At 63.5% G+C, this 21,337-nt stretch carries 17 protein-coding genes; 9 read left to right on the forward strand and 8 right to left on the reverse strand.

Annotated elements, in window-relative coordinates:
- Position 1: 1 nt before the first annotated feature.
- The 3 genes from pdxA to LH20_RS11495 all read right to left on the reverse strand — a co-directional run bounded on the left by pdxA (position 2) and on the right by LH20_RS11495 (position 4,869).
- The gene (pdxA, locus tag LH20_RS11485; protein WP_053554318.1) at positions 2-1,021 is read right to left on the reverse strand and encodes a 4-hydroxythreonine-4-phosphate dehydrogenase PdxA; all 1,020 of its coding nucleotides are present in this window, start codon (positions 1,019-1,021) and stop codon (positions 2-4) included.
- Positions 1,021-2,361, reverse strand: coding sequence for a peptidylprolyl isomerase (locus LH20_RS11490; protein ID WP_053554319.1), 1,341 nt, complete (start codon positions 2,359-2,361; stop codon positions 1,021-1,023). The genes pdxA and LH20_RS11490 overlap by 1 nt, the downstream gene beginning before the upstream one ends.
- Positions 2,362-2,526: 165 nt before the next feature.
- Positions 2,527-4,869, reverse strand: coding sequence for an LPS-assembly protein LptD (locus LH20_RS11495; protein ID WP_083455386.1), 2,343 nt, complete (start codon positions 4,867-4,869; stop codon positions 2,527-2,529).
- A 126-nt stretch (positions 4,870-4,995) separates the two neighbouring features.
- Here LH20_RS11495 and LH20_RS11500 point away from each other — a divergent pair, with 126 nt between their 5' ends.
- From LH20_RS11500 to ndk, 4 genes are all read left to right on the forward strand, one after another.
- Positions 4,996-6,450, forward strand: a complete 1,455-nt coding sequence (locus tag LH20_RS11500) for a leucyl aminopeptidase (RefSeq protein WP_053554320.1) — start codon at positions 4,996-4,998, stop codon at positions 6,448-6,450.
- Positions 6,451-6,470: 20 nt separating this feature from the next.
- A complete protein-coding gene (locus tag LH20_RS11505; RefSeq protein WP_053554321.1) occupies positions 6,471-6,920 on the forward strand; it encodes a DNA polymerase III subunit chi in 450 nt (149 codons plus the stop codon).
- Positions 6,921-7,005: 85 nt separating this feature from the next.
- Positions 7,006-7,548: a hypothetical protein gene (locus LH20_RS11510; protein ID WP_053554322.1), complete on the forward strand. Its 543-nt coding sequence runs from the start codon at positions 7,006-7,008 to the stop codon at positions 7,546-7,548.
- Between the two features lie 95 nt (positions 7,549-7,643).
- Positions 7,644-8,066, forward strand: a complete 423-nt coding sequence (gene ndk / locus LH20_RS11515; protein ID WP_053554323.1) for a nucleoside-diphosphate kinase — start codon at positions 7,644-7,646, stop codon at positions 8,064-8,066.
- Positions 8,067-8,146: 80 nt separating this feature from the next.
- On the opposite strand, the gene cls is transcribed toward ndk, so the two are convergent.
- The 4 genes from cls to purM all read right to left on the reverse strand — a co-directional run bounded on the left by cls (position 8,147) and on the right by purM (position 12,510).
- Complete coding sequence (gene cls / locus LH20_RS11520; RefSeq protein WP_053554324.1) at positions 8,147-9,592, reverse strand: cardiolipin synthase; 1,446 nt, start codon at positions 9,590-9,592, stop codon at positions 8,147-8,149.
- A gap of 39 nt (positions 9,593-9,631) precedes the next feature.
- The gene (locus LH20_RS11525) at positions 9,632-10,282 is read right to left on the reverse strand and encodes a hypothetical protein (RefSeq protein WP_053554325.1); all 651 of its coding nucleotides are present in this window, start codon (positions 10,280-10,282) and stop codon (positions 9,632-9,634) included.
- Between the two features lie 50 nt (positions 10,283-10,332).
- Complete coding sequence (gene purN, locus LH20_RS11530) at positions 10,333-11,283, reverse strand: phosphoribosylglycinamide formyltransferase (protein WP_053554326.1); 951 nt, start codon at positions 11,281-11,283, stop codon at positions 10,333-10,335.
- A gap of 108 nt (positions 11,284-11,391) precedes the next feature.
- Positions 11,392-12,510, reverse strand: coding sequence for a phosphoribosylformylglycinamidine cyclo-ligase (gene purM, locus LH20_RS11535; RefSeq protein WP_053554327.1), 1,119 nt, complete (start codon positions 12,508-12,510; stop codon positions 11,392-11,394).
- Positions 12,511-12,584: 74 nt separating this feature from the next.
- On the opposite strand from purM, the gene LH20_RS11540 reads away from it, so the two are divergent.
- Genes LH20_RS11540 through LH20_RS11555 form a run of 4 tightly spaced genes read left to right on the forward strand, consistent with a single transcriptional unit; the run spans position 12,585 to position 18,169 of the window.
- Complete coding sequence (locus LH20_RS11540) at positions 12,585-13,868, forward strand: heavy-metal-associated domain-containing protein (protein WP_235526956.1); 1,284 nt, start codon at positions 12,585-12,587, stop codon at positions 13,866-13,868.
- Positions 13,868-14,524, forward strand: a complete 657-nt coding sequence (locus LH20_RS11545; protein WP_053554329.1) for an HdaA/DnaA family protein — start codon at positions 13,868-13,870, stop codon at positions 14,522-14,524. Before LH20_RS11540 ends, LH20_RS11545 begins: the two co-directional genes overlap by 1 nt.
- Positions 14,515-16,683 (forward strand): RNA degradosome polyphosphate kinase, encoded by a 2,169-nt coding sequence (locus LH20_RS11550; RefSeq protein WP_053554330.1) that lies wholly within the window; start codon positions 14,515-14,517, stop codon positions 16,681-16,683. Before LH20_RS11545 ends, LH20_RS11550 begins: the two co-directional genes overlap by 10 nt.
- Positions 16,667-18,169: a Ppx/GppA family phosphatase gene (locus tag LH20_RS11555; RefSeq protein WP_053554331.1), complete on the forward strand. Its 1,503-nt coding sequence runs from the start codon at positions 16,667-16,669 to the stop codon at positions 18,167-18,169. The genes LH20_RS11550 and LH20_RS11555 overlap by 17 nt, the downstream gene beginning before the upstream one ends.
- A gap of 10 nt (positions 18,170-18,179) precedes the next feature.
- Here LH20_RS11555 and rnd read toward each other — a convergent pair whose 3' ends face one another.
- Entirely contained in the window at positions 18,180-19,373 is a 1,194-nt protein-coding gene (gene rnd, locus LH20_RS11560; protein WP_053554332.1) for a ribonuclease D, read from the reverse strand.
- 182 nt (positions 19,374-19,555) lie between these two features.
- Between rnd and aspS the strand changes: the two genes are divergently transcribed.
- Positions 19,556-21,337: an aspartate--tRNA ligase gene (gene aspS, locus LH20_RS11565; RefSeq protein ID WP_053554333.1), complete on the forward strand. Its 1,782-nt coding sequence runs from the start codon at positions 19,556-19,558 to the stop codon at positions 21,335-21,337.

Below are 21,337 nucleotides of genomic sequence, written 5' to 3' on the forward strand. Positions count from 1 at the left end.
GTCACTTGGCAGGCGCGCCGCTGCGTTCGCGAGCTTCGGCCATCCGCGACGCCATCGCAATCGCCGCGATCGTCGGACCGGGGTCGGCCTGACCCGTCCCCGCGATGTTGAATGCGGTCCCGTGATCAGGGGAGGTGCGGACAATCGGCAGGCCGAGGGTCAGATTGACTCCGTCGTGGAAATGCAGCGCCTTGAAAGGGGCCAGGGCCTGGTCGTGATAGGCGCAAAGCAGCGCATCATATCGCGTCCGGATCGTGGGTGCGAACAGCGCATCGGCGGCAAGCGGGCCTTCCACGCTCAGACCTTCGCCGGCGAGCTGTGCGACGGCAGGAGCGATGATCCGGAATTCTTCGTCGCCGAGCTGCCCGTTTTCGCCGGCATGCGGGTTGAGCCCCGCGACACCGATCCGCGGGCGCTCGATTCCGAAATCGCGGTGCAAGCCGCGCGCGACAATGCGCGCCTTCGCGATGATCAGATCGCTTGTAAGCCTATCTGCGACCTGCGCGAGCGGGATATGCACGGTGAGCGGTACGACGCGTAGCGCGGGGCCCGCCAGCATCATCACCGCGTTGGTGGCGGTGACGCCGCAGCGTTCGGCGATGAATTCGGTCTGACCGGGGTGCGTATAGCCGATGCCGTGGAGGGCATGTTTTGATACCGGCCCGGTGACGAGCGCGGCGCAGGCGCCGTTGCGGGTCAGGCCGATCCCCGTTTCCAGCGCATGAAGCGCACAGGTCGCGCCCGCGGGTGTGGGCACGCCCGGCGGCAGCGCACCGCTGTCCTCAAGGTGCCAGACCGGCAGCGCGTCAGCAAAAATGCGCGACGCTTCGTCGATTCCGCCTACGCGGGCGATCGGGCCGTCCCACACGGCCTCGATTGCGGCGACGTCGCCGATCGTGACGAACGGGGGCAGCTTATGTTCGCGGCGAGCGCCCCAAGCGCGCGCCGCGACTTCGGGTCCCACGCCGGCGGGGTCACCCATGGTGACCGCGATCGGGCGCGGGCTGACATTGTCCCTCATCAGCTATATTCGATCACGGCATCCCGGCGCAGGTCGCGCAGATAGCGCTGGGCGCGCCTGTTGACCTTTTCATCGAGCAGACGCTGCTCGATCTGCTCGGCGCTCGGGGCGCCAGCGGCTTGCGGCATATCGCGTCCGCAAAGAACGAGAACGCTGATTCCGTCGGACGCCGATCCAAAAGGCTGGGTGGTTTGACCGATCTGGAGGTCCATCAGCGTCTGCTGCAGCTGCGGCGGCAACTGACGCATCGACAGATTGTCGCGCGAGACGACGGACGCACCCAGGTTCTGCGCCACGGTGTCAGCAGTACCGCAGCCCGAGATGGCGCTTGTCGCTTCGGTGAACTTGCTGGCCAGTGCGGTTGCCTGGGCTTCGGTGGTCCCGGGGGGAAAATCGAGCGAGATTTGCTTGAGGCTGAGGAGCGCGTCGCGCGGGTCGGCCGTCAAGACCTGACGACGGTCGACAAGCAGCATGATCGACACACCCCCCGGCACCTCGATTGGACCAACGAGCTGGCCTGGCTGCATCTGCGCTGCCGCTTCGGCCATAGAGTCGGGCAGCTGGCCCGCGCGCACCCAGCCAAGGTCACCGCCCACCACGGCCGTCGATGCGTCAGAGAATTGGCGGGCGTAGGCTGCGAACGAGCCGCCTGCCTGGAGCGCCGCCATGATCTTGCGGGCATTTTCGGCAACTTCGGCGGCGTTTTCCGAGGTCGCCTCGAGATAGATTTCACCGAGATGGAATTCATCCTGACCCTTGGCAGCCTCAAGACGCTTGAGCACGGCGTCGACCTCTTCGGTCGACACGTTGGTCGTAGACTGAATATTGCGCGACAGCAGACGGTCCCAGGCGAATTCGCCGCGGATCTGCTGCTTGACAGCGCCGGCGGACGATCCCTTGGACTTCAGATATTCGGTGAACTGCTCGGGCGTTTGCTTGAAGCGCGCAGCGAGCGAGGCGAACTGCTGATTGATCAGATTCTCGTCGATCGTAATCTCGGCCTGACGCGCGGCCTGTATCTGCAATTTTTCATCGATGAGATTGCTGAAGACCTGCTGGCGCAGCCGCTGCTCTTCCTCCGCACTCAGCGTCAAATTGGCGTTTGCGATGCGGATCAGCGCCATGCGTTCTTCAATGTCGGTCGACGTGATAATCTCGCCGTTCACGGTCGCCGAGGGACGATAGACATTGGCCTTGGCATCGCCATAGAGCTTTACATTGCCCGGGATGTCGAGGCTGGTCGTTGGCACTTCGCTGTCGGCAACGGTCTGCGCAACGACCGGCGTGATCCCGGCAGCCGCCACGGCAAGCAAGCCGATCATGGTCGAAATTTTGGTCATCTTCACCCTATTCGAGATTTGTTGGCACGCTCCGTATCAGCGGAAACGCCCGGTGGTCCAGCGCAATCGCCTTTACCGACCGCTTTGGCGCGCGAATAGCGCCGAGACGCTGAACGCAGGCTGAGCGGAAGCTCCTTCCCGGCTAGACCGTCAAGACCCAAGTGATCAGAAGCCAAGGTTGCGAAAGGCGATGCGGAAGGAGAAGCTGTTTCCGCGCCGCGCGTCGCCCGTGTCGATATAGTCGCGGCGCCAGGTGAGGGCGATGGACAGACAATCATCGTCATACGCTACCCCGAGGCGGTGGCGAATCGGCTCGAATCCATCTGTTGTACTCGCCGGATCATCGTTCCTGCCGGTAAGGTCGATAATCGCCGATCCAAAGATCGACCAGTTGCGCGCTACCGCGACGCGGCCGCCTGCGCGCACTTCCTCGCGGTCCTGCAGATCCTCGGCAAGGCTGGTGATGTCGCGGTTAAGCCGCGAATAGCCGAGGACTGCGTAGGTGGACCGGCCGCCGATGGTGGCATCAAACTCGTTGCGGCGCACCGCAAGATCGTCCTTGTCGAGGCGAAAGCGGTGGGTGAGGCGCAGGAAATCCTTATAGGCAATCGTTGTGCGTCCGACGATATCGGAGGTACGGTCCGTGAGACCGGTACCGTCGGGGAACAAGGTCGGCTTGCTCGACAGGCGATAGCTCTGCCCGACGACCGAATTGATGTTGAAGCCCGGGCGGCTGTAGTTCCATTCAATGCCATAGGTGACGCGTGCGCCATCCTCGAAGCGGTCGTAGCCGTTGAAACGGTTGATTGCGAAGAGATTGCTGTCCTCAAGGTCGAAGGCCCGCGAATCCTCGTTAGGGATCTCGATATTGTCGATCGGCGGCGTCGCGACGAACTGGACGCGCGGGGTCAGCGTCTGCGTACCGCCCAGAAATTCGCCGATGAACGGCCAGCGCATGTCGGCCGCGAGAGCGGCGATGCCGCGCGCCTGCCAGCCCGATCGCCCGCGATAGCCAGGGATGGCAGTGAGAAGATTCTCGTCGCTATGATAGACGTCCCCGCGAACAAGGGCGGTTAGCGTGACCTCCTGGCCGAGCGGCGTCAGGCGCCGCAGGTCCCAGCGCGCACCCGCAAAGGCGCGCTGCGTATCCTGGCCTGCGGTGCGCCCGATCGCGACGGTGTTGAGCTGGAGCTCGAACTGCCCCCCCAGCCACGGATCATCGAGCCGCTGGCGGAAGTCGATGATCGGCAGCGCGATGGGTTGCTGTCCCTGCTCGTCGTTGAAGCGCAGAGTCTGCGTTGCCCATCCGGCGATCGACAAATAGCTTTGACCCCCGATCCTTTCGACCTCGAAGGTCGAGCGCAGCCGGTCGTCGCGGCTGATGTCATAGCGTCGCATGAAGGTACGGTCCGTTGCGATCCGCCCCGAGTAGCTGACGCTCCAGCGCGGATCGATCTGGAATTTGCCCGCGCTTTCGAGGTAGCCGCGAAACTCGTTCGTCGAGGTCGTCGGCGTGCCCACGAGCGGGACGACCGAGCTGTATGTTGCGAACCCGTTGATCCGGAATGAGCCGAAATCGGTCAGGGCGCGAAACTCGCCCTCGAGCATCGGGGCTGCGTCTGTATAAAGATGCGGGGTCAGCGTGAGGTCGCGGTTCGGCGCGAGGCGGAGATAATAAGGCACCGCGATTTCGAAGCCGTTGGTCCGGTCGAGGCGGACATTGGGGACGAGGATTCCGCTTCCGGCCTCGCTGTTTGCAGGATGGCTGAGACCCGGTAGCGGAATCAGTGGCAGCCCGAAGATCTCGACCCGCGCGCCCTTGTATTTAACCTTGTTCTTGCCGCGGTCATAAAGGACGCGCACCGCCCGAATCTGCCAGCTCGGTTTCTTGGGACAGCCATTTTCATCCTCGACCGGACAGGGAGTATAGGCGGCGTTCTCCAACTCGATATTGCCATTGTCGAAGCGGGTGCCGCGGACCGCGGCAAGGCGCGCGCCATTATCGAGGACGACAAGCAGATTCTCGACCACCCCGTCGCGCAGCGTATCGGTAAGCTCGATCCGGTCACCATAGGCCGTATCGCCCTCAGGACTGCGGATCGCAACGTCGCCCTCGGCGATCACCTCGCCCGTCTTGCGGTTCCACGTGACCTTGTCCGCGCGCATCGAAATCGCCTCGCGGTTCATCTCGACGTTGCCCTCGGCAACGACGATCTCGGTCTCGCTGTCGTAGTTCAGATTGTCGGCAGCAAAGCCGATCTGATTTTCGTCCTCGACCTTGGGCGCGTCGACCGGGACGGGCGAGACATCGGGGGTCTGAAGGTCAGGCTCGCCCGGTGGCGGCGTTTCGGGGAGCGTCTGAACGACGGGCGGTGCGGCCACATCCTGGACTGCCGACTCATCGCCCTCGTGCGCGAGCGCCGGATTCGCGATCAAGGCCAGACCGCTGGCGGTGGTCAGCCACAGATATCGTGCGCCCGTCGCCTGCCGGAACAAAGCCCATGTCATTAGAATTGGTTGTCCCTCTTCGCGTCCGTCCCCGGGTGAACCGGCAGCTTTGTTTTTGCAACTCGCAAGCGAAACCCCTATCGGTCCGGCACGTTGCAATCAATCATCGCATAAGAGAGTTAAGGTATGGACATTCAGTTTGTCGCGCAAATCGACGCATCCGCCGACACGGTCGCCATTCCGGTGCGCAAGGGCGGCGTCGATGCGCTTGCCGGGCCGAACGCGGCGCTGCTCGCCGCGGCCGCCGCTCAGGCGCGTTTCGAGGGCGCGGCGGGGTCCATAGCCGAAACTGCTGCGGTCAACGGCGGTCGGCCCCAGCGACTGCTGCTTGTCGGTGTCGGGGAAGGCAGCCATCATGATTTCGAGCGCGGCGGCGCGGCGCTGGTCGCGCGGCTGCAGACAAGCGGTGCGAGCGGGGTCGTCGTCGATTTAACCGGTGCCGGCGCCGATGAAGAGGATGTGCTGGCCTTTGCGATGGGGGCACGCCTTCGCAACTGGCGCCTCGACACCTATCGCACACGGCTTGCCGACACGGCGAAACCCAGCCTCAAGGCGTTGGTAATCGCATCGGCCGCGGGTGATATTTCGGAGCGCTGGGCAGCCTTTGAAGCGGTTGCCGACGGCGTCGCGCTGACCCAGACGCTGGTCGCCGAGCCACCGAACCTTCTCTATCCCGAAACCTTCGTCGAACGCTGCCAGCATCTTGCAGACCTCGGCGTCGAACTCGAAATACTCGACGAACGCCAGATGAAGGCGCTCGGCATGGGAGCGCTGCTCGGTGTCGCGCAAGGATCGGTACGCCCACCGCGGCTGCTCGCGATGCGCTGGAACGGCGGCGTGGAGGGCGAGGCGCCCGTGGTCTTCATCGGCAAGGGCGTCACCTTCGATACCGGCGGCATCAGTCTGAAGCCCGGGCCGGGCATGGACATGATGAAGTGGGATATGGGCGGTGCGGGCGCCGTCGCGGGCGCAATCAAGGCGCTTGCCGGACGCAAGGCGAAGGCGAATGTCGTCGGCGTCGTCGGTCTCGTTGAAAATATGCCCGACGGCAATGCCATGCGTCCGGGCGACATCGTCTCGACGATGTCAGGGCAAACAGTCGAGGTCCTCAACACCGATGCCGAGGGCCGACTGGTGCTGTGCGATTGTATCGCCTGGGCGCAGAAGGCCTATTCGCCCAAGGTCATCGTCGATCTTGCAACGCTGACGGGCGCGATGGTGATCTCGCTCGGGCACGAATATGCCGGCATGTTCGCGAATGACGACGATCTGGCGGCCAAGCTGCTCAGCGCGGGCGAGGCGAGCGCGAACAGGCTCTGGCGCTTTCCGCTGTCCCCCGCTTATGACAAGCTGATCGACAGCAACATCGCGGACATGAAGAATATCGGGCCGCGTGAAGGCGGATCGATCACCGCCGCGCAGTTTCTGAAGCGCTTCGTGAACGATGGCGTTCTGTGGGCCCACCTCGATATCGCGGGCATGGCGTGGCACGACAAGGACGGGCCGACCTATGCCAAGGGTGCGACCGGCTATGGTGTGCGACTCCTCGATCGTTTCATCGCGGACAATTACGAGCGCTGAGGCACGAAAAGGGGCGGGGCATGGCGCGCGTCGACTTCTACCGGCTGACCCGCGATCCTGTCGAACGGGTGCTTCCGGCTGTTGCCTCGCGCATCCTTGCCGACGAGGCGAGGTTTCTCGTCGTCGCCGAGTCGGCGATGCAGCGACAGACGATCGACGAGGCGCTCTGGTCGCTGCAGCCGGCCAGCTTTCTGGCTCACGGCGCAGCGGGCACCCCGGACGAGGCGCTCGAACCGATCTTGATTGCGGGGACGCTCATTTCGCCAGCGCCGAATGGGGCTCGCCACGTCGCGCTGGCTGACGGCACCTGGCGTGAGGAAGCCTTGGTATTCGACCGCGTTTTCCTCTTCTTCGACAACAGCCGCCTTGATGACGCGCGTGCAACCTGGCGGGCGCTGAGCGCGGCCAGGGCGGCCGAGATCCATTTCTGGAAGCAGGACGAGCGCGGCCGCTGGTCAGAAGGGCCCTAAGGCCATAATTGTGACCGCGGTCACCGACAAGGAGACATGACATCGCCCAAAGGCGCGCCATTTCCGAAGAAACAGGAGCTTGACCATGACGATCCGCCTGACATCAGCCTTCTTCCATGCCTCTGTCGCGGCGGCTGCACTGCTCGTTGCAGGGTGCGGCTCGAAGTCGGAAAAGGAGGTCGCGAGCGGCACCTATACCGATCCGGAAACCGGGGAGACGGCGGATTACAAGGTCACCAGCAGCGAGGATGGCGAGGCGGGTAACGTCACGATCAAGACCGCCGACGGCGAGGTGAGCTTTGGCGGCGGCGCTGCCCATGCCAAGCTTCCCGCCGGAATCGCGCCTTATCCCGGCGCCAGGATGACCGGGGGTCTATCTTCGACCGGCAAGGATGGGACTGCCGGGATGGCCAGTTTCGAGGTAGAAGGCAAAGCAGCGGACGTGATCGCTCATTTCCGCAAGCAGGTCGAGGCGCAGGGTATGAAAGTCACCTCGGAGATCACCGCTGACCAGACGATGATGTTCGCGGCGCAAAAGGCCGACGACGACAAGTCGGGCATGCAGTTCACCGCGACGCAGGAGGGAGACCAGGTGACGGGCAGCGTCACCTATGGACACCGCCGTTAATCGCTGCCTCCCGCCTTCGCTCCCCGCTTGCGGTGCGGCCCAAGCGCGGCTAGAGGGCCGCGCATCATAAAACACACCCACGCAGGAGCTTTCCCATGGCGGTCACCCGCACCTTTTCGATCATCAAGCCAGACGCGACGCGCCGCAACCTGACGGGCGCCGTTACCAAGATGCTGGAGGACGCGGGCCTGCGCGTCGTCGCCTCCAAGCGCATCCGCATGACCCGCGAGCAGGCCGAGGGCTTCTACGCGGTCCACAAGGATCGCCCCTTTTTCGGCGAACTGGTCGAATTCATGACGTCAGGTCCGGTCGTGGTTCAGGTGCTCGAGGGCGAAAATGCCATGCAGCGCAACCGCGACGTCATGGGCGCCACCAACCCCAAGGATGCGGCGCCGGGCACGATCCGCAAGGAATTTGCGGAGAGTATCGAAGCGAACAGCGTCCACGGCAGCGACAGCGAAGAAAATGCTGCGATCGAGATCGCCTATTTCTTCAAGCCCGAAGAAATCGTTGGCTGACCGCGATCGTCACCGCGGTTCGCGGAGACACCAGGAGTTCAAGGGCCGCCGGAGCGATCCGGCGGCCTTTTTCATGGGCATCACAGCACGGGGCTCAGCATCGCGAGGAGATTCTGCCACAGCCGCTGGGCAATCCCCATTTTCGCGATCCGGTCACCGGTAACGGGCTCGCAGTCGGCCAGATAGGCGGTCTGCCGCGCCCGAATTTCGCCCGTGAAACCTGTGTCGGCGAACATTATATTATTCTCGAAATTGAGCTCGAAGCTGCGTCGGTCGAGGTTCGCCGAGCCAATCAGCGCAACCGTGCCATCGACGGTGATCGTCTTTGCGTGAAGCAGGCCCGGGCGGTATTCATACAGTCGTACCCCAGCCCCGATCAGGTCTCCATAATAGCTGCGGCTGGCCCCCGCGACCACGCGGCTGTCGATGCGCCGGGGGAGGATCAGCGTCGTTGCAACCCCGCGCCGCGCCGCGTCGAGCAATGCAAAGAGGAGTTGCTCGTCGGGCACGAAATAAGGCGTGGTCAAGACAAGCTCGCGCCGCGCTGCGTGAATCAGCGCGGTGAAGCACGCGGGCATCGCGGGGTAGGGAAGATTGGGGCCCGTCCCGATGACCTGCGCCGTGATGCCGGGTGCGGCGACCGGAGGCGGTTCCGCCGCGTCGCCGAGCAATTCGCTTATATCGTCGCCATGCTCGCTTTCCCAGTCGGCTGCGAAGACAAACTGGCACGCCTGGGCGACCGGTCCTTCCCAGCGCGTCATGATGTCCACCCACGGTGCAAATTTCGCTTTGATGCGAAACTCCGGGTCGGCGAGGTTCTGGCTGCCGCACCAGGCGATGCGGTTATCGAGAATGAGCTGCTTGCGGTGGTTGCGCAGGTCGAAGCGGCCGCGGATCAGCGTCCAGAGGAGGCCGCCGATCGGCAGGGCGACGCGCGCGTCGATCCCCGCCTGCAGCATGTCGGCCCAATGCGCCGAGCGAATGAAGCTTCGCGATCCCAGCGCATCGGCTAGAAGACGGACCTTGACGCCCCGCTCGGCTGCGCGAACCAGCGCGTCCTTGATGCGCACGCCGTTGCTGTCGCCCAGCCAGATATAGAATGAAAGATGGACGCTCGACGTTGCGGCATCGATGTCCTCGACCATCATGCGGATCGCGCCATTGCCCTCGGGCGCCAGCGTTGCGCGGTTGCCCGCGGTCGGTGGTAGCCGGTTTACCGTCTCTGCAAGCGCAAAGGGGGCTGCATATGGCGTTGCCGCGAGCGCGCGCCGGATATCGTCATGCTCCGAGGGGTGCGGCAGGTGCGCTTCTATCTGGCGGTAGCGTGCCCGCCGCTTCGCACTGATTCGCGCCTCGCCGAGCAGAAGATAAGCAAGGACGCCAATGACCGGCGCGGCAAGCGCTGCGATCAGCCAGGCGATACGCGATGCGGGTTCGCGCTGCGGGCGCAGCAGGATGCGAGCGATGATCACGATATGCACCGCGACGAACAGGATCGAGAGGGCGAGGGTTAAATCCGCGGTCATCGCCTTCCTTCACCCGGCTTTGCACGGGAAAGCCAGTCCTTATCGCTGCGCTGGTCGGCGCGATGGCCACCCAACGAGAGCATGTCTCCTGAGCGACGCCTTAGTCGAGGACGGCACGCACCCACCGGATTTGCAGTCTTTGCCTCTCGGGCGTTCGGCTCGCTGCGGCAGCCGCGCGGAGCACGTCGATCGAATTAGGGCGGCACTGCTTGTCGAAGCCGGGATAGGTAAAAACTCTTTTCCCGCTTCTTCTTCGCCGCGTCTCTCGCGCGCGGAAAATTTGCCGCACATTACCAGCCATAGATCAACTGCGCTCAACCGTTCGGCGGCGACCGGCTTTTGATCGAATGCGAGAAAGAAATAAGGCAGTGGATCGGGCGCGGTATCAGGGGGGCTGTCGTCAAGGACAGCATTCTGCACCTGGACAATCGCCATGTCGCCGCCCGAGACCGTGATCAACCCCGCCAGCGATCGAATTTCGATCCCCGCGTCACCCTCGCGGGCAAACCATTGCCCCTTGCTATGGATGAGCCAGATGGCACAGGCCGGCCAATGCGATACCGGTTTGATCGTATCGACGGGGCAGGGTTCGGAGGAAATTTGGTCCGACATCAGCCAGACGCCATTTTCGAAACGGGGGGCACCGGCGAGGTCCGCCGCGGTCAACATCGGCTTGTCGGAAACCGCCATTCTTCAGCCGCCGAGAAAGGCGAGAAGCAGGCCGGCGGTCCACCGCATTGTCAAAATTCCTCCGCCGCGCTCATCAGCCCGGAAAGCTTTTTCGGCGCTACCGCGAGCCAGCTCTTGCGCACCCAATCGGCGATCGCGTCCCAGTCATTGTCGCCGAGGTCGAGCCAGATGCCGACCCAGCCGTCACCGAAATAGGCAGGGCGGAAATAACGGTCGGCGTCCATCTCGATAAGCTGCGCCTGCTCGTCGGCACCGCTGATCTTGACGAGCAGCGCAGTGCGGCCATCGCCATGGTGATCATGGGTGAAATAGGCGAATTTCTTGCCCTTGATGATACCGAAGCAAGGCATGCCGTGTGACGTCACCTCGTCGGCCTCAGGCAACGCCAGGGCGAGGCCGCGAACCCTTTCGAGGAGATGGGCGGGATCGCGCTCGCGCGTCACGAATGCGGCGAGGGTGGGCGGATAGAGCTGGTGCTCGGCGATGAGCACGCGCGCGGCGAGACTCTCGGCAGTATCATCGGGCAGGATGGCGACACGCGTCTGTGCAAGAACCGGTCCATCGTCGAGCGTCGCAGTCACGATATGGACGCTGCAGCCGGCGAATGTGTCGCGAGCGTCGATCGCCTTCTGGTGGGTGTCGAGCCCCTTGTAGAGAGGCAGGAGACTGGGATGAATATTGAGCATCCGACCCTGCCACGCCGCGACGAAGCCTTCGGAGAGAATGCGCATATAGCCGGCGAGCGCGACATATTCGGCCCCCGCTTCGCGCAACCGCGCGTCGACCAGCGCGTCGAAGGCGTCGCGGTTCATGCCCTTGTGCGAGAGGCTCCAGGTCGCGATGCCCTCGGCAGCTGCAAGCCGCAGCCCGGGCGCATCTGGGTTGTTGCTCGCGACCAGCACGATCTCATAGGGGCACGCATCTGACTTGGCGGCATAGAGCAGGGCCGCCATATTCGTGCCCGTGCCCGAGATCAGGACCGCGACCTTGGCCTTGGTCACGGGGCGATCCTGTCATTCCGATCGTGGCAAGCCTGTCGACACACTATTCTCTCTCCACCATGAAAGGACGGGCGACCCTTTCATGGGCGCCGCGAATGGAAAAGGGGATCAGCCGTTATGCGTCGCGCTCCACGCGCCCATCGCGCTCCAGGTCCCGGCGGCGCCCGACACCGTGCAGCCCTTTTCGCCTTCTGCGATATGCCCGATCCGATGAACCGTCTCGCCTGCGCCCTCAAGATAGGTCGTGACGACCTCGGCATCCGCTTCGGCAACCACCACCGCCATGCCGATACCGCAATTGAAGGTGCGGGCCATTTCTTCGGGCTCGATATTTCCCTGCGCCTGCAGGAACGCCATCAGTCGGGGCTGTTCCCAGGCGTCGGCGTCGATTTGCGCATGCAGCGTCTTCGGAAGCACCCGCGGGATATTCTCCAGCAGTCCGCCTCCGGTAATGTGTGCAAGCGCGTGAACCTGGCCTTGTTTCACGAGCGGCAGCAGGCTCTTCACGTAAATGCGCGTCGGCGCCATCAAGGCCTCGATCAGAAGGAGATTCTGATCAAAGAGGGCAGGGCGATCGAGCTTCCACCCTTTGTCGGCCGCGAGCCGGCGAACGAGCGAGAAACCGTTGGAGTGGACGCCGGATGAGGCGAGGCCCAGAATGACGTCACCCTCGGCCACCTTGTCTGCGGTCAGCACTTCATGGCGCTCGACCGCGCCGACGCAGAAGCCTGCAAGGTCATAGTCGCCATCGCCATACATGCCCGGCATCTCGGCGGTCTCGCCGCCGATCAGCGCGCAACCGGCCTGTTTGCAGCCCTCTGCGATGCTCGCGACCACCGCGGTCGCGACATCGTTATCGAGCTTGCCCGTGGCATAATAGTCGAGAAAGAACAGTGGCTCTGCGCCCTGGACGACGAGGTCGTTCACGCACATGGCGACAAGGTCGATGCCGACGCCGTCATGACGCCCCGAATCGATCGCAAGCTTGAGCTTCGTGCCGACGCCGTCATTCGCTGCGACGAGAAGGGGATCCGTGAACCCGGCCGCCTTCAGGTCGAAAAAACCGCCGAAGCCGCCAAGATCGGCATCGGCGCCCGGACGGCGCGTTGCTCGGGCCAGCGGCGCGATCGCACGGACCAGCGCATTGCCGGTCTCGATCGATACCCCGGCATTGGCATATGTGTAGGAGGCGGGTTCGCCGTCTCGTTGGTTGTGCTTGGAATCCATGGCACGCGCGACTAACGGTTCCGGCGGATAAATGCCATGATTTCCTTGTCGGGGCCCACGCTTTTGGGCAGAGCATGAAAGACGTGATGATTTCGGCCCTTCCCCTTCGGTTCGCTCGTCCCATCGATCCAGCGGCGCCTTCCCGCGATTGGCGCTGGCTCGTCTTTTTCGGCCTTCTCCTTGCGATTCTGGCCGCGGGTATCGTTGAGGGTCAGATTGCACGCGGCGACCGCGGCATCACCCCGATCAACAGCAGCGGTGACTTTCTGACCGGCGGGATCAAGGTCGATGTGACGGGTGATAATGCCGAGGATGCCCGCCAAAAGGGATGGCGCGAGGCACAGCGCAAGGGCTGGGCGCAGCTTTATCGCAAGACGAACGGAAGCGACGGTCCTCAGCTGAGCGATTCGGTGCTCGACGGTATTGTCACCGCGATCGTTGTTGAAAGCGAGCAAATCGGCCCGCGGCGTTATGTCGCGACGCTGGGCGTCCAGTTCGACCGCGTGCGCGCGGGGCAGATTCTGGGCGTCAGCGGCCGCACATTGCGCTCGCCCCCGCTGCTCGTGATTCCCGTCTATTCGATCGACGGCATCCCGCAGGTCTTCGAGCAGCGCAGCGAGTGGCAGCGCGCCTGGGCAGAATATAACACAGGCCAGAGCGCGGTCGATTACGTGCGCACCGCAGGAACGGGTGCCGATACGTTTCTTCTCAATGTCGGACAGACGGGCCGCCGCGGCCGCGTCTGGTGGCGCGTGATCCTTGACCAATATGGCGCCGCGGACGTGCTGATGCCGACCGCGCGGATCGAATACAGCTATCCAGGCGGGCCGATTACGGGACATTTTGCTGCACGCTTCGGTCCCGACAACCGGCTGATCGAAACCTTCACCATGACCGGGCCGAGCGTGAAGGCGCTGCCCGACATGATGGAAAAGGCCGTCGCGCGCATGGACCGTATCTACACCGAGGCGCTCGCCGCAGGAATTCTTCAGACCGACCGCTATCTCGTCCTTGAAAAGCCGGTCGAGAAGGAGGACTTGCCCGCAGAAGCAGTGTCTTCGGACGATTCGGCGCTTCCGGGCGAGATCGACGCGAGCGTGCCGACGACAGTGCCCGTCGGCGCTGCGAGCTTCAACGTTCAATATGCATCCCCCGACGTTGAATCGGTCTCTGCGACCGAGCGCAATGTCGCAGCCATCGCAGGGGTTCAGTCGGCATCGACCACCAGCCTCGCGCTCGGCGGAACCTCCGTCATGCGGGTGACGTTCCGGGGTGATATCGCCGCCCTCAAGGCGGCGCTCGAAGCGCGGGGCTACACGGTGCAGCAAGGCGGTAACACCCTGCGGATCAGCCGTTGATGGCGCGGGCATCAGGGCAATTTGCACTGCCGCTCGACTGGAGCGCGGGCGGGGCGAATGATGGCCCGCTGATCGTCGGCAGCAGCAACGCCGATGCGATACGCTATCTGCATCACGTCTCGACCTGGCCGGTGAGAACCGCGGTTCTCACCGGGCCGCGCGGGTCCGGACGCAGCCTGATCGGACGAATTTTCGCGCGCGAGACCGCGGGGCGCGTGATCGATGGGCCGAATAGCGTCTCCGAAGAGGCGATGTTCCACGCCTGGAACGCCGCCCAGGCAAGCGGCGTGCCCCTCCTCATCATCGCCGATACGCCGCCGAGCGAATGGCCGGTCGCGCTTCCCGATCTTGTCTCGCGGCTGCGCGCGGTGCCGGTGCTGACGATCGGCGAGCCCGATGACTGTCTCGCCCGTGACCTTATCGAGGCGCTATTTGCGCAGCGGGGCATGGCGATTGCGCCCGAGGTTTCGGCCTATATCGTGCCGCGCATGGAGCGAAGCTATGCGATGATCCACCGCATCGTCGCGGCACTGGATGCGGCCTCGCTCGAACAGGGGCGGCGCGTGGGCGTTCGTCTTGCGCGCGAAACATTGCTGTCGCAGGGGCTGATCGATCCCGATTTGCTCGAGCGACAGGATAAGGCCGAATGTCCGTAGCTGGAAACCCTCTACGCGCCGACAATGACGCCGACGCGTCGCCGCCCGGTTTTGGCCCCGAGCGCTTCTTCAATCGCGAGCTTTCGTGGCTCGCTTTCAACCGGCGGGTCATGGAAGAGGCGCGCAATCCAGCGCACCCCCTGCTCGAGCGCCTTCGCTTCCTGTCGATCTCGGGCAGCAATCTCGACGAATTCTTCATGGTGCGCGTCGCAGGGCTAAAGGGGCAGCAACTTCAAGGAATTGACGATCCTTCCGCCGACGGCCGTTCACCGGTGCAGCAGCTCGCCGAGATCGAGGCCGAGGTGAACCGGCTCGTTGAGAAACAACAGTCCGAATGGCAGCGACTCGACCGCCTGCTCGCCGAGCAGGGGGTGATCGTTCACAGCGCTGGATCGGACGCCGCCACGCTGCGCGGGACGCTTCATCAATATTTCGTCGATCAGATTTTCCCCATCCTGACGCCGCAGGTCCTCGATCCTGCGCATCCCTTTCCCTTCATCCCCAATCGCGGGCTCGGACTGATTTTCGATCTGCAGCGCAAGGCTACGGGTGACACCGTGCGCGAGCTCGTCATGATCCCGGCCTCGCTGCCGCGCTTTGTTCCTGTGCCTGGCGGGGGAACGGCGTTCGTTCCGATCGAGTATCTCATCGAGATTTTCGCCGACCTTCTCTTTCCAGGCTTCGCCATCCGTTCGCGCGGGGTGTTCCGCGTCATCCGCGACAGCGATATCGAGATCGAGGAAGAAGCCGAGGATCTCGTACGTCTGTTTCGCACCGCGATCCGCCGACGGCGCCGGGGCCGTGTCATTCTGCTGGAGCTCGGCGCCGACATTCCCGACGAGCTTGCCGCGGTGCTGGGCGAAGACATTCAGGGGCATGAAGCGATTGTTGCGAGGATCGCGGGCTTCGTCGGGCTTGCGGCGCTGTCGGCGATTGTCGACATCGACCGCCCCGATCTCAAATTCCCCGCCTATTCGCCGCGCTTTCCCGAGCGTATTCGCGAGCATGGCGGCGATTGCTTCGCGGCAATCCGGTCGAAGGACATTGTCGTCCATCACCCCTATGAGAGTTTCGACGTCGTTCTCTCCTTTCTTCGCCAGGCGGCTGCCGATCCCGACGTCGTCGCGATCAAGCAGACGCTGTATCGCGCGGGCAATCAATCGCCGGTCATCCGCGCGCTGATCGAGGCGGCGGAGGCAGGCAAGTCGGTGACCGCGGTGGTCGAACTCAAGGCGCGCTTCGACGAGGAACAAAACCTGCTGTGGGCCAATCAGCTCGAACGCGCGGGAGTGCAGGTGGTGTACGGCTTCATCGAGTGGAAGACGCACGCCAAGATCTCGATGGTCGTGCGCCGCGAAGGGCAGGGCTATCGGACCTATTGTCACTTTGGCACGGGCAATTATCACCCCGTGACCGCGCGCATCTATACCGATCTCAGCTTTTTTACCGCCGACCCGCGTGCCGGACGCGATGCGGCCCAGCTCTTCAACTATATCACGGGCTATGTCGAGCCAGATCAGCTCGAGATGATCACCATGTCACCGCTCAACATGCGGTATAATCTATCTAATCTGATTGACGATGAAATCCGTGCGGCGCGCTCTGGCCGGCCGTCGGGGCTATGGGCGAAGATGAACAGTCTTGTGGATCCCGACATCATCGACAAGCTCTACGAGGCGAGCGCAGCGGGAGTTCCCATCGAACTCGTCGTTCGGGGTATCTGCTGCCTGCGTCCGGGGGTCCCTGGCCTTTCCGAGACGATCCGCGTCAAGTCGGTGGTCGGGCGATTTCTCGAGCATAGCCGCATCTGGGCCTTTGCGAACGGAGCGGCCTTGCCCCATAGCGGCGCGAAGCTCTATATCTCGAGCGCCGACTGGATGCCGCGCAACTTCGATCGCCGCGTGGAATATATGATTCCCATCGAAAACCCGACCGTCCATGACCAGATTCTGGACCAGGTGCTGGTCGCCAATCTGATCGACAACGAGCAAAGCTGGATTCTGGCTCCCGATGGGACCTATCAGCGCACCAGCCAGGGTGAGAAGCCCTTCAACCTCCATCATTATTTCATGAACAATCCGTCATTGTCGGGTCGCGGGACCGCGCTTCACAAGCGTCATGACGTCCCGACGCTCGCCTTTCATGCCCCCGAAGATTGACCCCTTGCGGCAGCGCGCTCCCGACCTTGCCATTCACCGCTCGGCCGTCATCGACATCGGCTCGAACTCCCTTCGTCTCGTCGTCTACGAAGGTCCACCGCGCGCACCCGCGGTGATCTTCAACGAAAAGGTGCCGGCTGGATTGGGCCGCGGTCTGCCGGTCGACGGACGGATCGCGCCTGAAGACGCCGAACGCGGCCTCATTGCGCTTCGCCGCTATGCCTTGCTCGCGCAACATATGGGCGTTGAGGATCTTCAGTGCGTCGCGACTGCGGCGGTACGCGACGCGACGAACGGCTCCGATTTCATTGCGGGTGCTGCAGAGGCAGGGCTGACGATCCGGCTGCTGTCGGGGGAAGAGGAGGCATTTGCGGCAGGCTCGGGTGTCCTCTCGGCAATTCCCGACGCGCATGGTATAGCGGTCGACCTAGGCGGCGGGAGCCTCGAACTGGCCGAAGTCGGGCAGGGCCGCGTCGGGCGTCGCACCTCCTTTCCGCTCGGCGTGCTGCGATTGCCCGCGCTTCGCAAAGAGGGACGCCAGTTCTTCGAGGGCGCCGTCCGCAAGATGCTTCGCAGCGCAGGCTGGCCGGGCGATCTCGCCGGGCGACCGCTCTATCTTGTCGGCGGTTCCTGGCGTGCCCTGGCGCGCCTCGATCTGGAACTCACCAAGGCGCCGCTTGCGGTCCTTGACCAGCACATGCTGCCACGCGGTGCCGTTCGCCGGCTCGTGCGCGCAACCGAGAGGCTCAGTATCGATGAACTGAAGGCAGTCCCCGGCATGGCGGCGAACCGCGCAGAGACGCTCCCCGATGCGGCAGCGATGCTCGCGGCGCTCGTCAACATTATCGACGTGCCCGAAATGACGATCTCCTCGTCGGGCCTGCGCGAAGGGCTCCTCTATCAGGCGCTTGACGCCAAAACGCAGGCACAGGACCCTTTGATCGTTGCGGCCGAGTTCGAAGGTCGTCGCCTCGCGCGCTTCGCACCGCACGGGCGAGCAATCGCCGACTGGATTGCGCCTCTCTTTGCTCACGAGGCCGAAGAGGACCGCCGCATCCGGCTTGCTGCAAGCCTGCTCAGCGACGTTGCCTGGTCGGCGAATCCCGACTTTCGCGCCGAACGCGGGACCGAGATCGGGCTCCACGGCAACTGGCGCGGCATCGACATTCCGGGGCGTATCCTGCTCGCGCGCGCCCTCCATTCAGGGTTCGGCGGCAATGATGCCGATTTCCCGGCGATGGGCGCGCTCGTCAGCGATGAGCGCTGTGCGCGGGCCCGCCAATGGGGCCTTGCGATCCGGCTGGCGCAGCGCCTGACGGGCGGCCTCGAAGCCCCGCTCAACGGTAGCGCAATCGCGCGCGAGGACGAGCGCCTGGTGCTGCAGCTCCACCCCGGCTGGCATCATCTTGCCGGCGAATCCGTTGAACGGCGCCTGCGTTCGCTGGCGCAGGCGCTCGGTATGAAGCCGAAGCTGATACTGCTGTAGCGCTTGCGGGTCAGGCGGCGGCATCCGCAGGTTCGGCCACCTCGATGCTGCTCATCACCAGCTTTCCGTTCTTGACGGCGAAGCCCATCCGCCCTTCGACGAGGTCGAGCGCTGCGTGACCGAATACTTCCTCTCGCCAGCCCTCGAGCATTGCAATTCCGTCGCGGCGCCCCGCCGCCAGGGCTTCAAGATCGTCGCTGCGGGCAATCAGCCGGGCCGCGACATTCAGTTCGCGTGCTCGGATCTTAAGAAGAAGCTTCAAAAGATCGGCGACTAGCGCGCCTTCCTTGCCAAGCCCCGGCCCGCGGGGCGCGCGATCGGGCATCTCATCCCTGGAAAGCGGCTTTGCGCTGATGAGGGCGTCCATCAGCCTGCCGCCGATGTCGTTGCTCTTCCATGTCGCCGAGAGCCCTCGCACGCGCCCGAGACCTTCCTGGTCCTTGGGCGGATGCGCCGCAAGGTCGGCGAGCGTCTCGTCCTTGGCGATGCGGCCGCGCGGCAAATTCTTGGACCGGGCCTCGCGCTCGCGCCACGCCGCGAGCGCCTGCAGACGGCCAAGGACCTCGGGCTTGCGCGAGGGCACCTTGATCCGGAGCCACGCCTTTTCGGGATCGAGGCTGTAATTGGCAGGGTCGGCGAGCTTTTCCATTTCTTCATCGAGCCAGTGCCCGCGCCCTGTCTTGATGAGCTTTTGCAGCATCATCGGGAAGATTTTGGCGAGATGGGTGACATCGCCGATCGCATAATCGATCTGCCGCTTGTCGAGAGGGCGTCGGCTCCAGTCGGTAAAGCGCGCGCCCTTGTCGAGCATGATGCCAAGCCAGGCCTCGACAAGGTTCGAATAGCCGACCTGTTCGGCCTGACCGAGCGCCATCTGGCCGATCTGAGTGTCGAAGATGGGGTGCGGGGTCTTGCCCGTCAGGTTGAAGATGATTTCGACATCCTGCCCGCCGGCGTGGAAAACCTTCAATATCTCCTGATTGTCGACGAGCAGTTCGAGCAGGGGCTGAAGGTCGATTCCGGGAGCCATCGGATCGATGGCTGCGGCATGTTCGCTGTTCGCGACCTGGATCAGGCAAAGTTCGGGCCAGAAGGTATTCTCGCGCATGAACTCGGTATCGACCGCGATGAAATCGCTGTTCTTGATGAGGTCGCAGAATGTGAGGAGCGCGGCGTTGGACTCGATTAAGGGATGGATTTGCATGTCGGGCCTATACAGCGAGTTGCGAAAGACGGGCAGGAAAAATTGCCCTCGCCCACCGCAAGGTGAAGCTTCAAAGCCCGATGAAGCGGCGCAGAGCTTGACAAATGACGCGGCGACCTGCCTTAGGCGCGGCCATAAATCACGCGAAACCCGTTCCTCCCAATCCATCGAAAGACGAGACAATGCACGCCTATCGGACCCACCACTGCGGTCAGCTTCGCAGCCAGGACGTCGGCCAGACGGTCCGCCTGTCGGGCTGGGTGCACCGGAAGCGCGATCACGGCGGGCTGCTCTTCGTCGATCTGCGCGACCATTATGGCCTCACCCAGATTGTCGCTGACTCAAGCGACACCGCCTTTGCGACTCTCGACGGCCTGCGCGCCGAAAGCGTTGTCACCGTCACCGGCGAGGTCGTTGCGCGTGCTCCGGAAACGATCAACGCGAACCTTCCGACCGGCGAGATCGAGGTGCGGGCCCGCGAAGTGTCGGTGCAGTCCGCGGCAGCCGAACTTCCGCTTCCGGTCGCGAGCGAGCAGGAATATCCCGAAGATATCCGCCTGAAATACCGCTTTCTCGACCTACGCCGCGAGCGCCTCCACCAGAATATTCTCCTGCGCTCGAACGTGATCGCCAGCCTGCGCCGCCGGATGGTGGAGCAGGGCTTTACCGAATATCAGACACCGATCCTGACCGCATCGTCGCCCGAGGGCGCGCGCGACTATCTCGTGCCGAGCCGCGTTCATCCCGGCAAATTCTATGCGCTGCCGCAGGCGCCTCAAATGTTCAAGCAGCTGCTGATGGTTGCGGGCTTTGACCGTTACTTCCAGATCGCGCCGTGCTTTCGCGACGAGGATGCACGCGCCGACCGGAGCCCGGGTGAGTTCTACCAGCTCGATTTCGAGATGAGCTTCGTCACGCAGGACGATGTCTTCAACGCGATCGAGCCGGTGCTTGCCGGGGTATTTGAGGAATTTGCAAACGGCAAGTCAGTGACCCCCGCCGGCTCCTTTCCGCGCATTCCGTACCGCGAATCGATACTGAAATATGGCAATGACAAGCCGGATCTTCGCAACCCGCTGATCATCAGCGACGTATCGGCGCATTTTGAAGGATCAGGCTTTGGCCGTTTTGCCGATATCGTTGCGGCACGCGACGTGGTGCGCGCCATCCCGGCGCCGGGCACCGCCGAGAAGAGTCGCAAATTCTTCGACGATATGAACAGCTGGGCGCAGGGTGAAGGCTTTGCCGGCCTTGGATACGCGACGCGCAAGGGCGGCGAGTGGGGCGGGCCGATCGCCAAGAACCACGGCACGGACAAGATGGACGCGCTCGCTGCCGAACTCGGCCTCGGCCCCGACGATGGGCTTTTCTTTGCCGCGGGCAAGGAAGCGGTCGCAGCAAAGCTTGCAGGCCTTGCGCGTACGCGCGTTGCCGAACAGCTCGAGCTGATCGACACGAACCGCTTTGCCATGTGCTGGATCGTCGATTTCCCCATGTTCGAGGCCGACGAGGAGACCGGCAAGATCGACTTCAGCCACAACCCCTTCAGCATGCCGCAGGGAGAGCTCGAGGCGCTTGAGACCAAGGACCCGCTCGATATCCTCGCCTGGCAGTACGACATCGTCTGCAACGGCGTCGAACTGTCATCGGGCGCGATCCGGAACCACCGTCCGGACATCATGTACAAGGCGTTCGAGATCGCGGGATATAGCCAGGCCGAGGTCGATGCCAATTTCAGCGGCATGATCAACGCGTTCAAATTTGGCGCGCCGCCGCACGGCGGTTCGGCGCCGGGGGTCGATCGCATCGTGATGCTTCTCGCCGACGAGCCCAATATCCGCGAGGTCGTCGTTTTCCCGATGAACCAGAAGGCCGAGGATCTGATGATGGGGGCTCCGGCGCCGGTTAGCGAAAAGCAGCTGAAGGAACTCAGCATTCGGCTGGTTGACGGACCCAAGAACTGA

The organism is Sphingopyxis sp. 113P3, assembly GCF_001278035.1.
Lineage (GTDB): Bacteria > Pseudomonadota > Alphaproteobacteria > Sphingomonadales > Sphingomonadaceae > Sphingopyxis.

Bases quoted from the DNA above. Each gene is read 5' to 3' on its own strand.
- pdxA (WP_053554318.1), bottom strand. From the start codon at position 1,021: ATGAGGGACAATGTCAGCCCGCGCCCGATCGCGGTCACCATGGGTGAC.
- LH20_RS11490 (WP_053554319.1), bottom strand. From the start codon at position 2,361: ATGACCAAAATTTCGACCATGATCGGCTTGCTTGCCGTGGCGGCTGCC.
- LH20_RS11495 (WP_083455386.1), bottom strand. From the start codon at position 4,869: ATGACATGGGCTTTGTTCCGGCAGGCGACGGGCGCACGATATCTGTGG.
- LH20_RS11500 (WP_053554320.1), top strand. From the start codon at position 4,996: ATGGACATTCAGTTTGTCGCGCAAATCGACGCATCCGCCGACACGGTC.
- LH20_RS11505 (WP_053554321.1), top strand. From the start codon at position 6,471: ATGGCGCGCGTCGACTTCTACCGGCTGACCCGCGATCCTGTCGAACGG.
- LH20_RS11510 (WP_053554322.1), top strand. From the start codon at position 7,006: ATGACGATCCGCCTGACATCAGCCTTCTTCCATGCCTCTGTCGCGGCG.
- ndk (WP_053554323.1), top strand. From the start codon at position 7,644: ATGGCGGTCACCCGCACCTTTTCGATCATCAAGCCAGACGCGACGCGC.
- cls (WP_053554324.1), bottom strand. From the start codon at position 9,592: ATGACCGCGGATTTAACCCTCGCCCTCTCGATCCTGTTCGTCGCGGTG.
- LH20_RS11525 (WP_053554325.1), bottom strand. From the start codon at position 10,282: ATGGCGGTTTCCGACAAGCCGATGTTGACCGCGGCGGACCTCGCCGGT.
- purM (WP_053554327.1), bottom strand. From the start codon at position 12,510: ATGGATTCCAAGCACAACCAACGAGACGGCGAACCCGCCTCCTACACA.
- LH20_RS11540 (WP_235526956.1), top strand. From the start codon at position 12,585: ATGAAAGACGTGATGATTTCGGCCCTTCCCCTTCGGTTCGCTCGTCCC.
- LH20_RS11545 (WP_053554329.1), top strand. From the start codon at position 13,868: ATGGCGCGGGCATCAGGGCAATTTGCACTGCCGCTCGACTGGAGCGCG.
- LH20_RS11550 (WP_053554330.1), top strand. From the start codon at position 14,515: ATGTCCGTAGCTGGAAACCCTCTACGCGCCGACAATGACGCCGACGCG.
- LH20_RS11555 (WP_053554331.1), top strand. From the start codon at position 16,667: ATGCCCCCGAAGATTGACCCCTTGCGGCAGCGCGCTCCCGACCTTGCC.
- rnd (WP_053554332.1), bottom strand. From the start codon at position 19,373: ATGCAAATCCATCCCTTAATCGAGTCCAACGCCGCGCTCCTCACATTC.
- aspS (WP_053554333.1), top strand. From the start codon at position 19,556: ATGCACGCCTATCGGACCCACCACTGCGGTCAGCTTCGCAGCCAGGAC.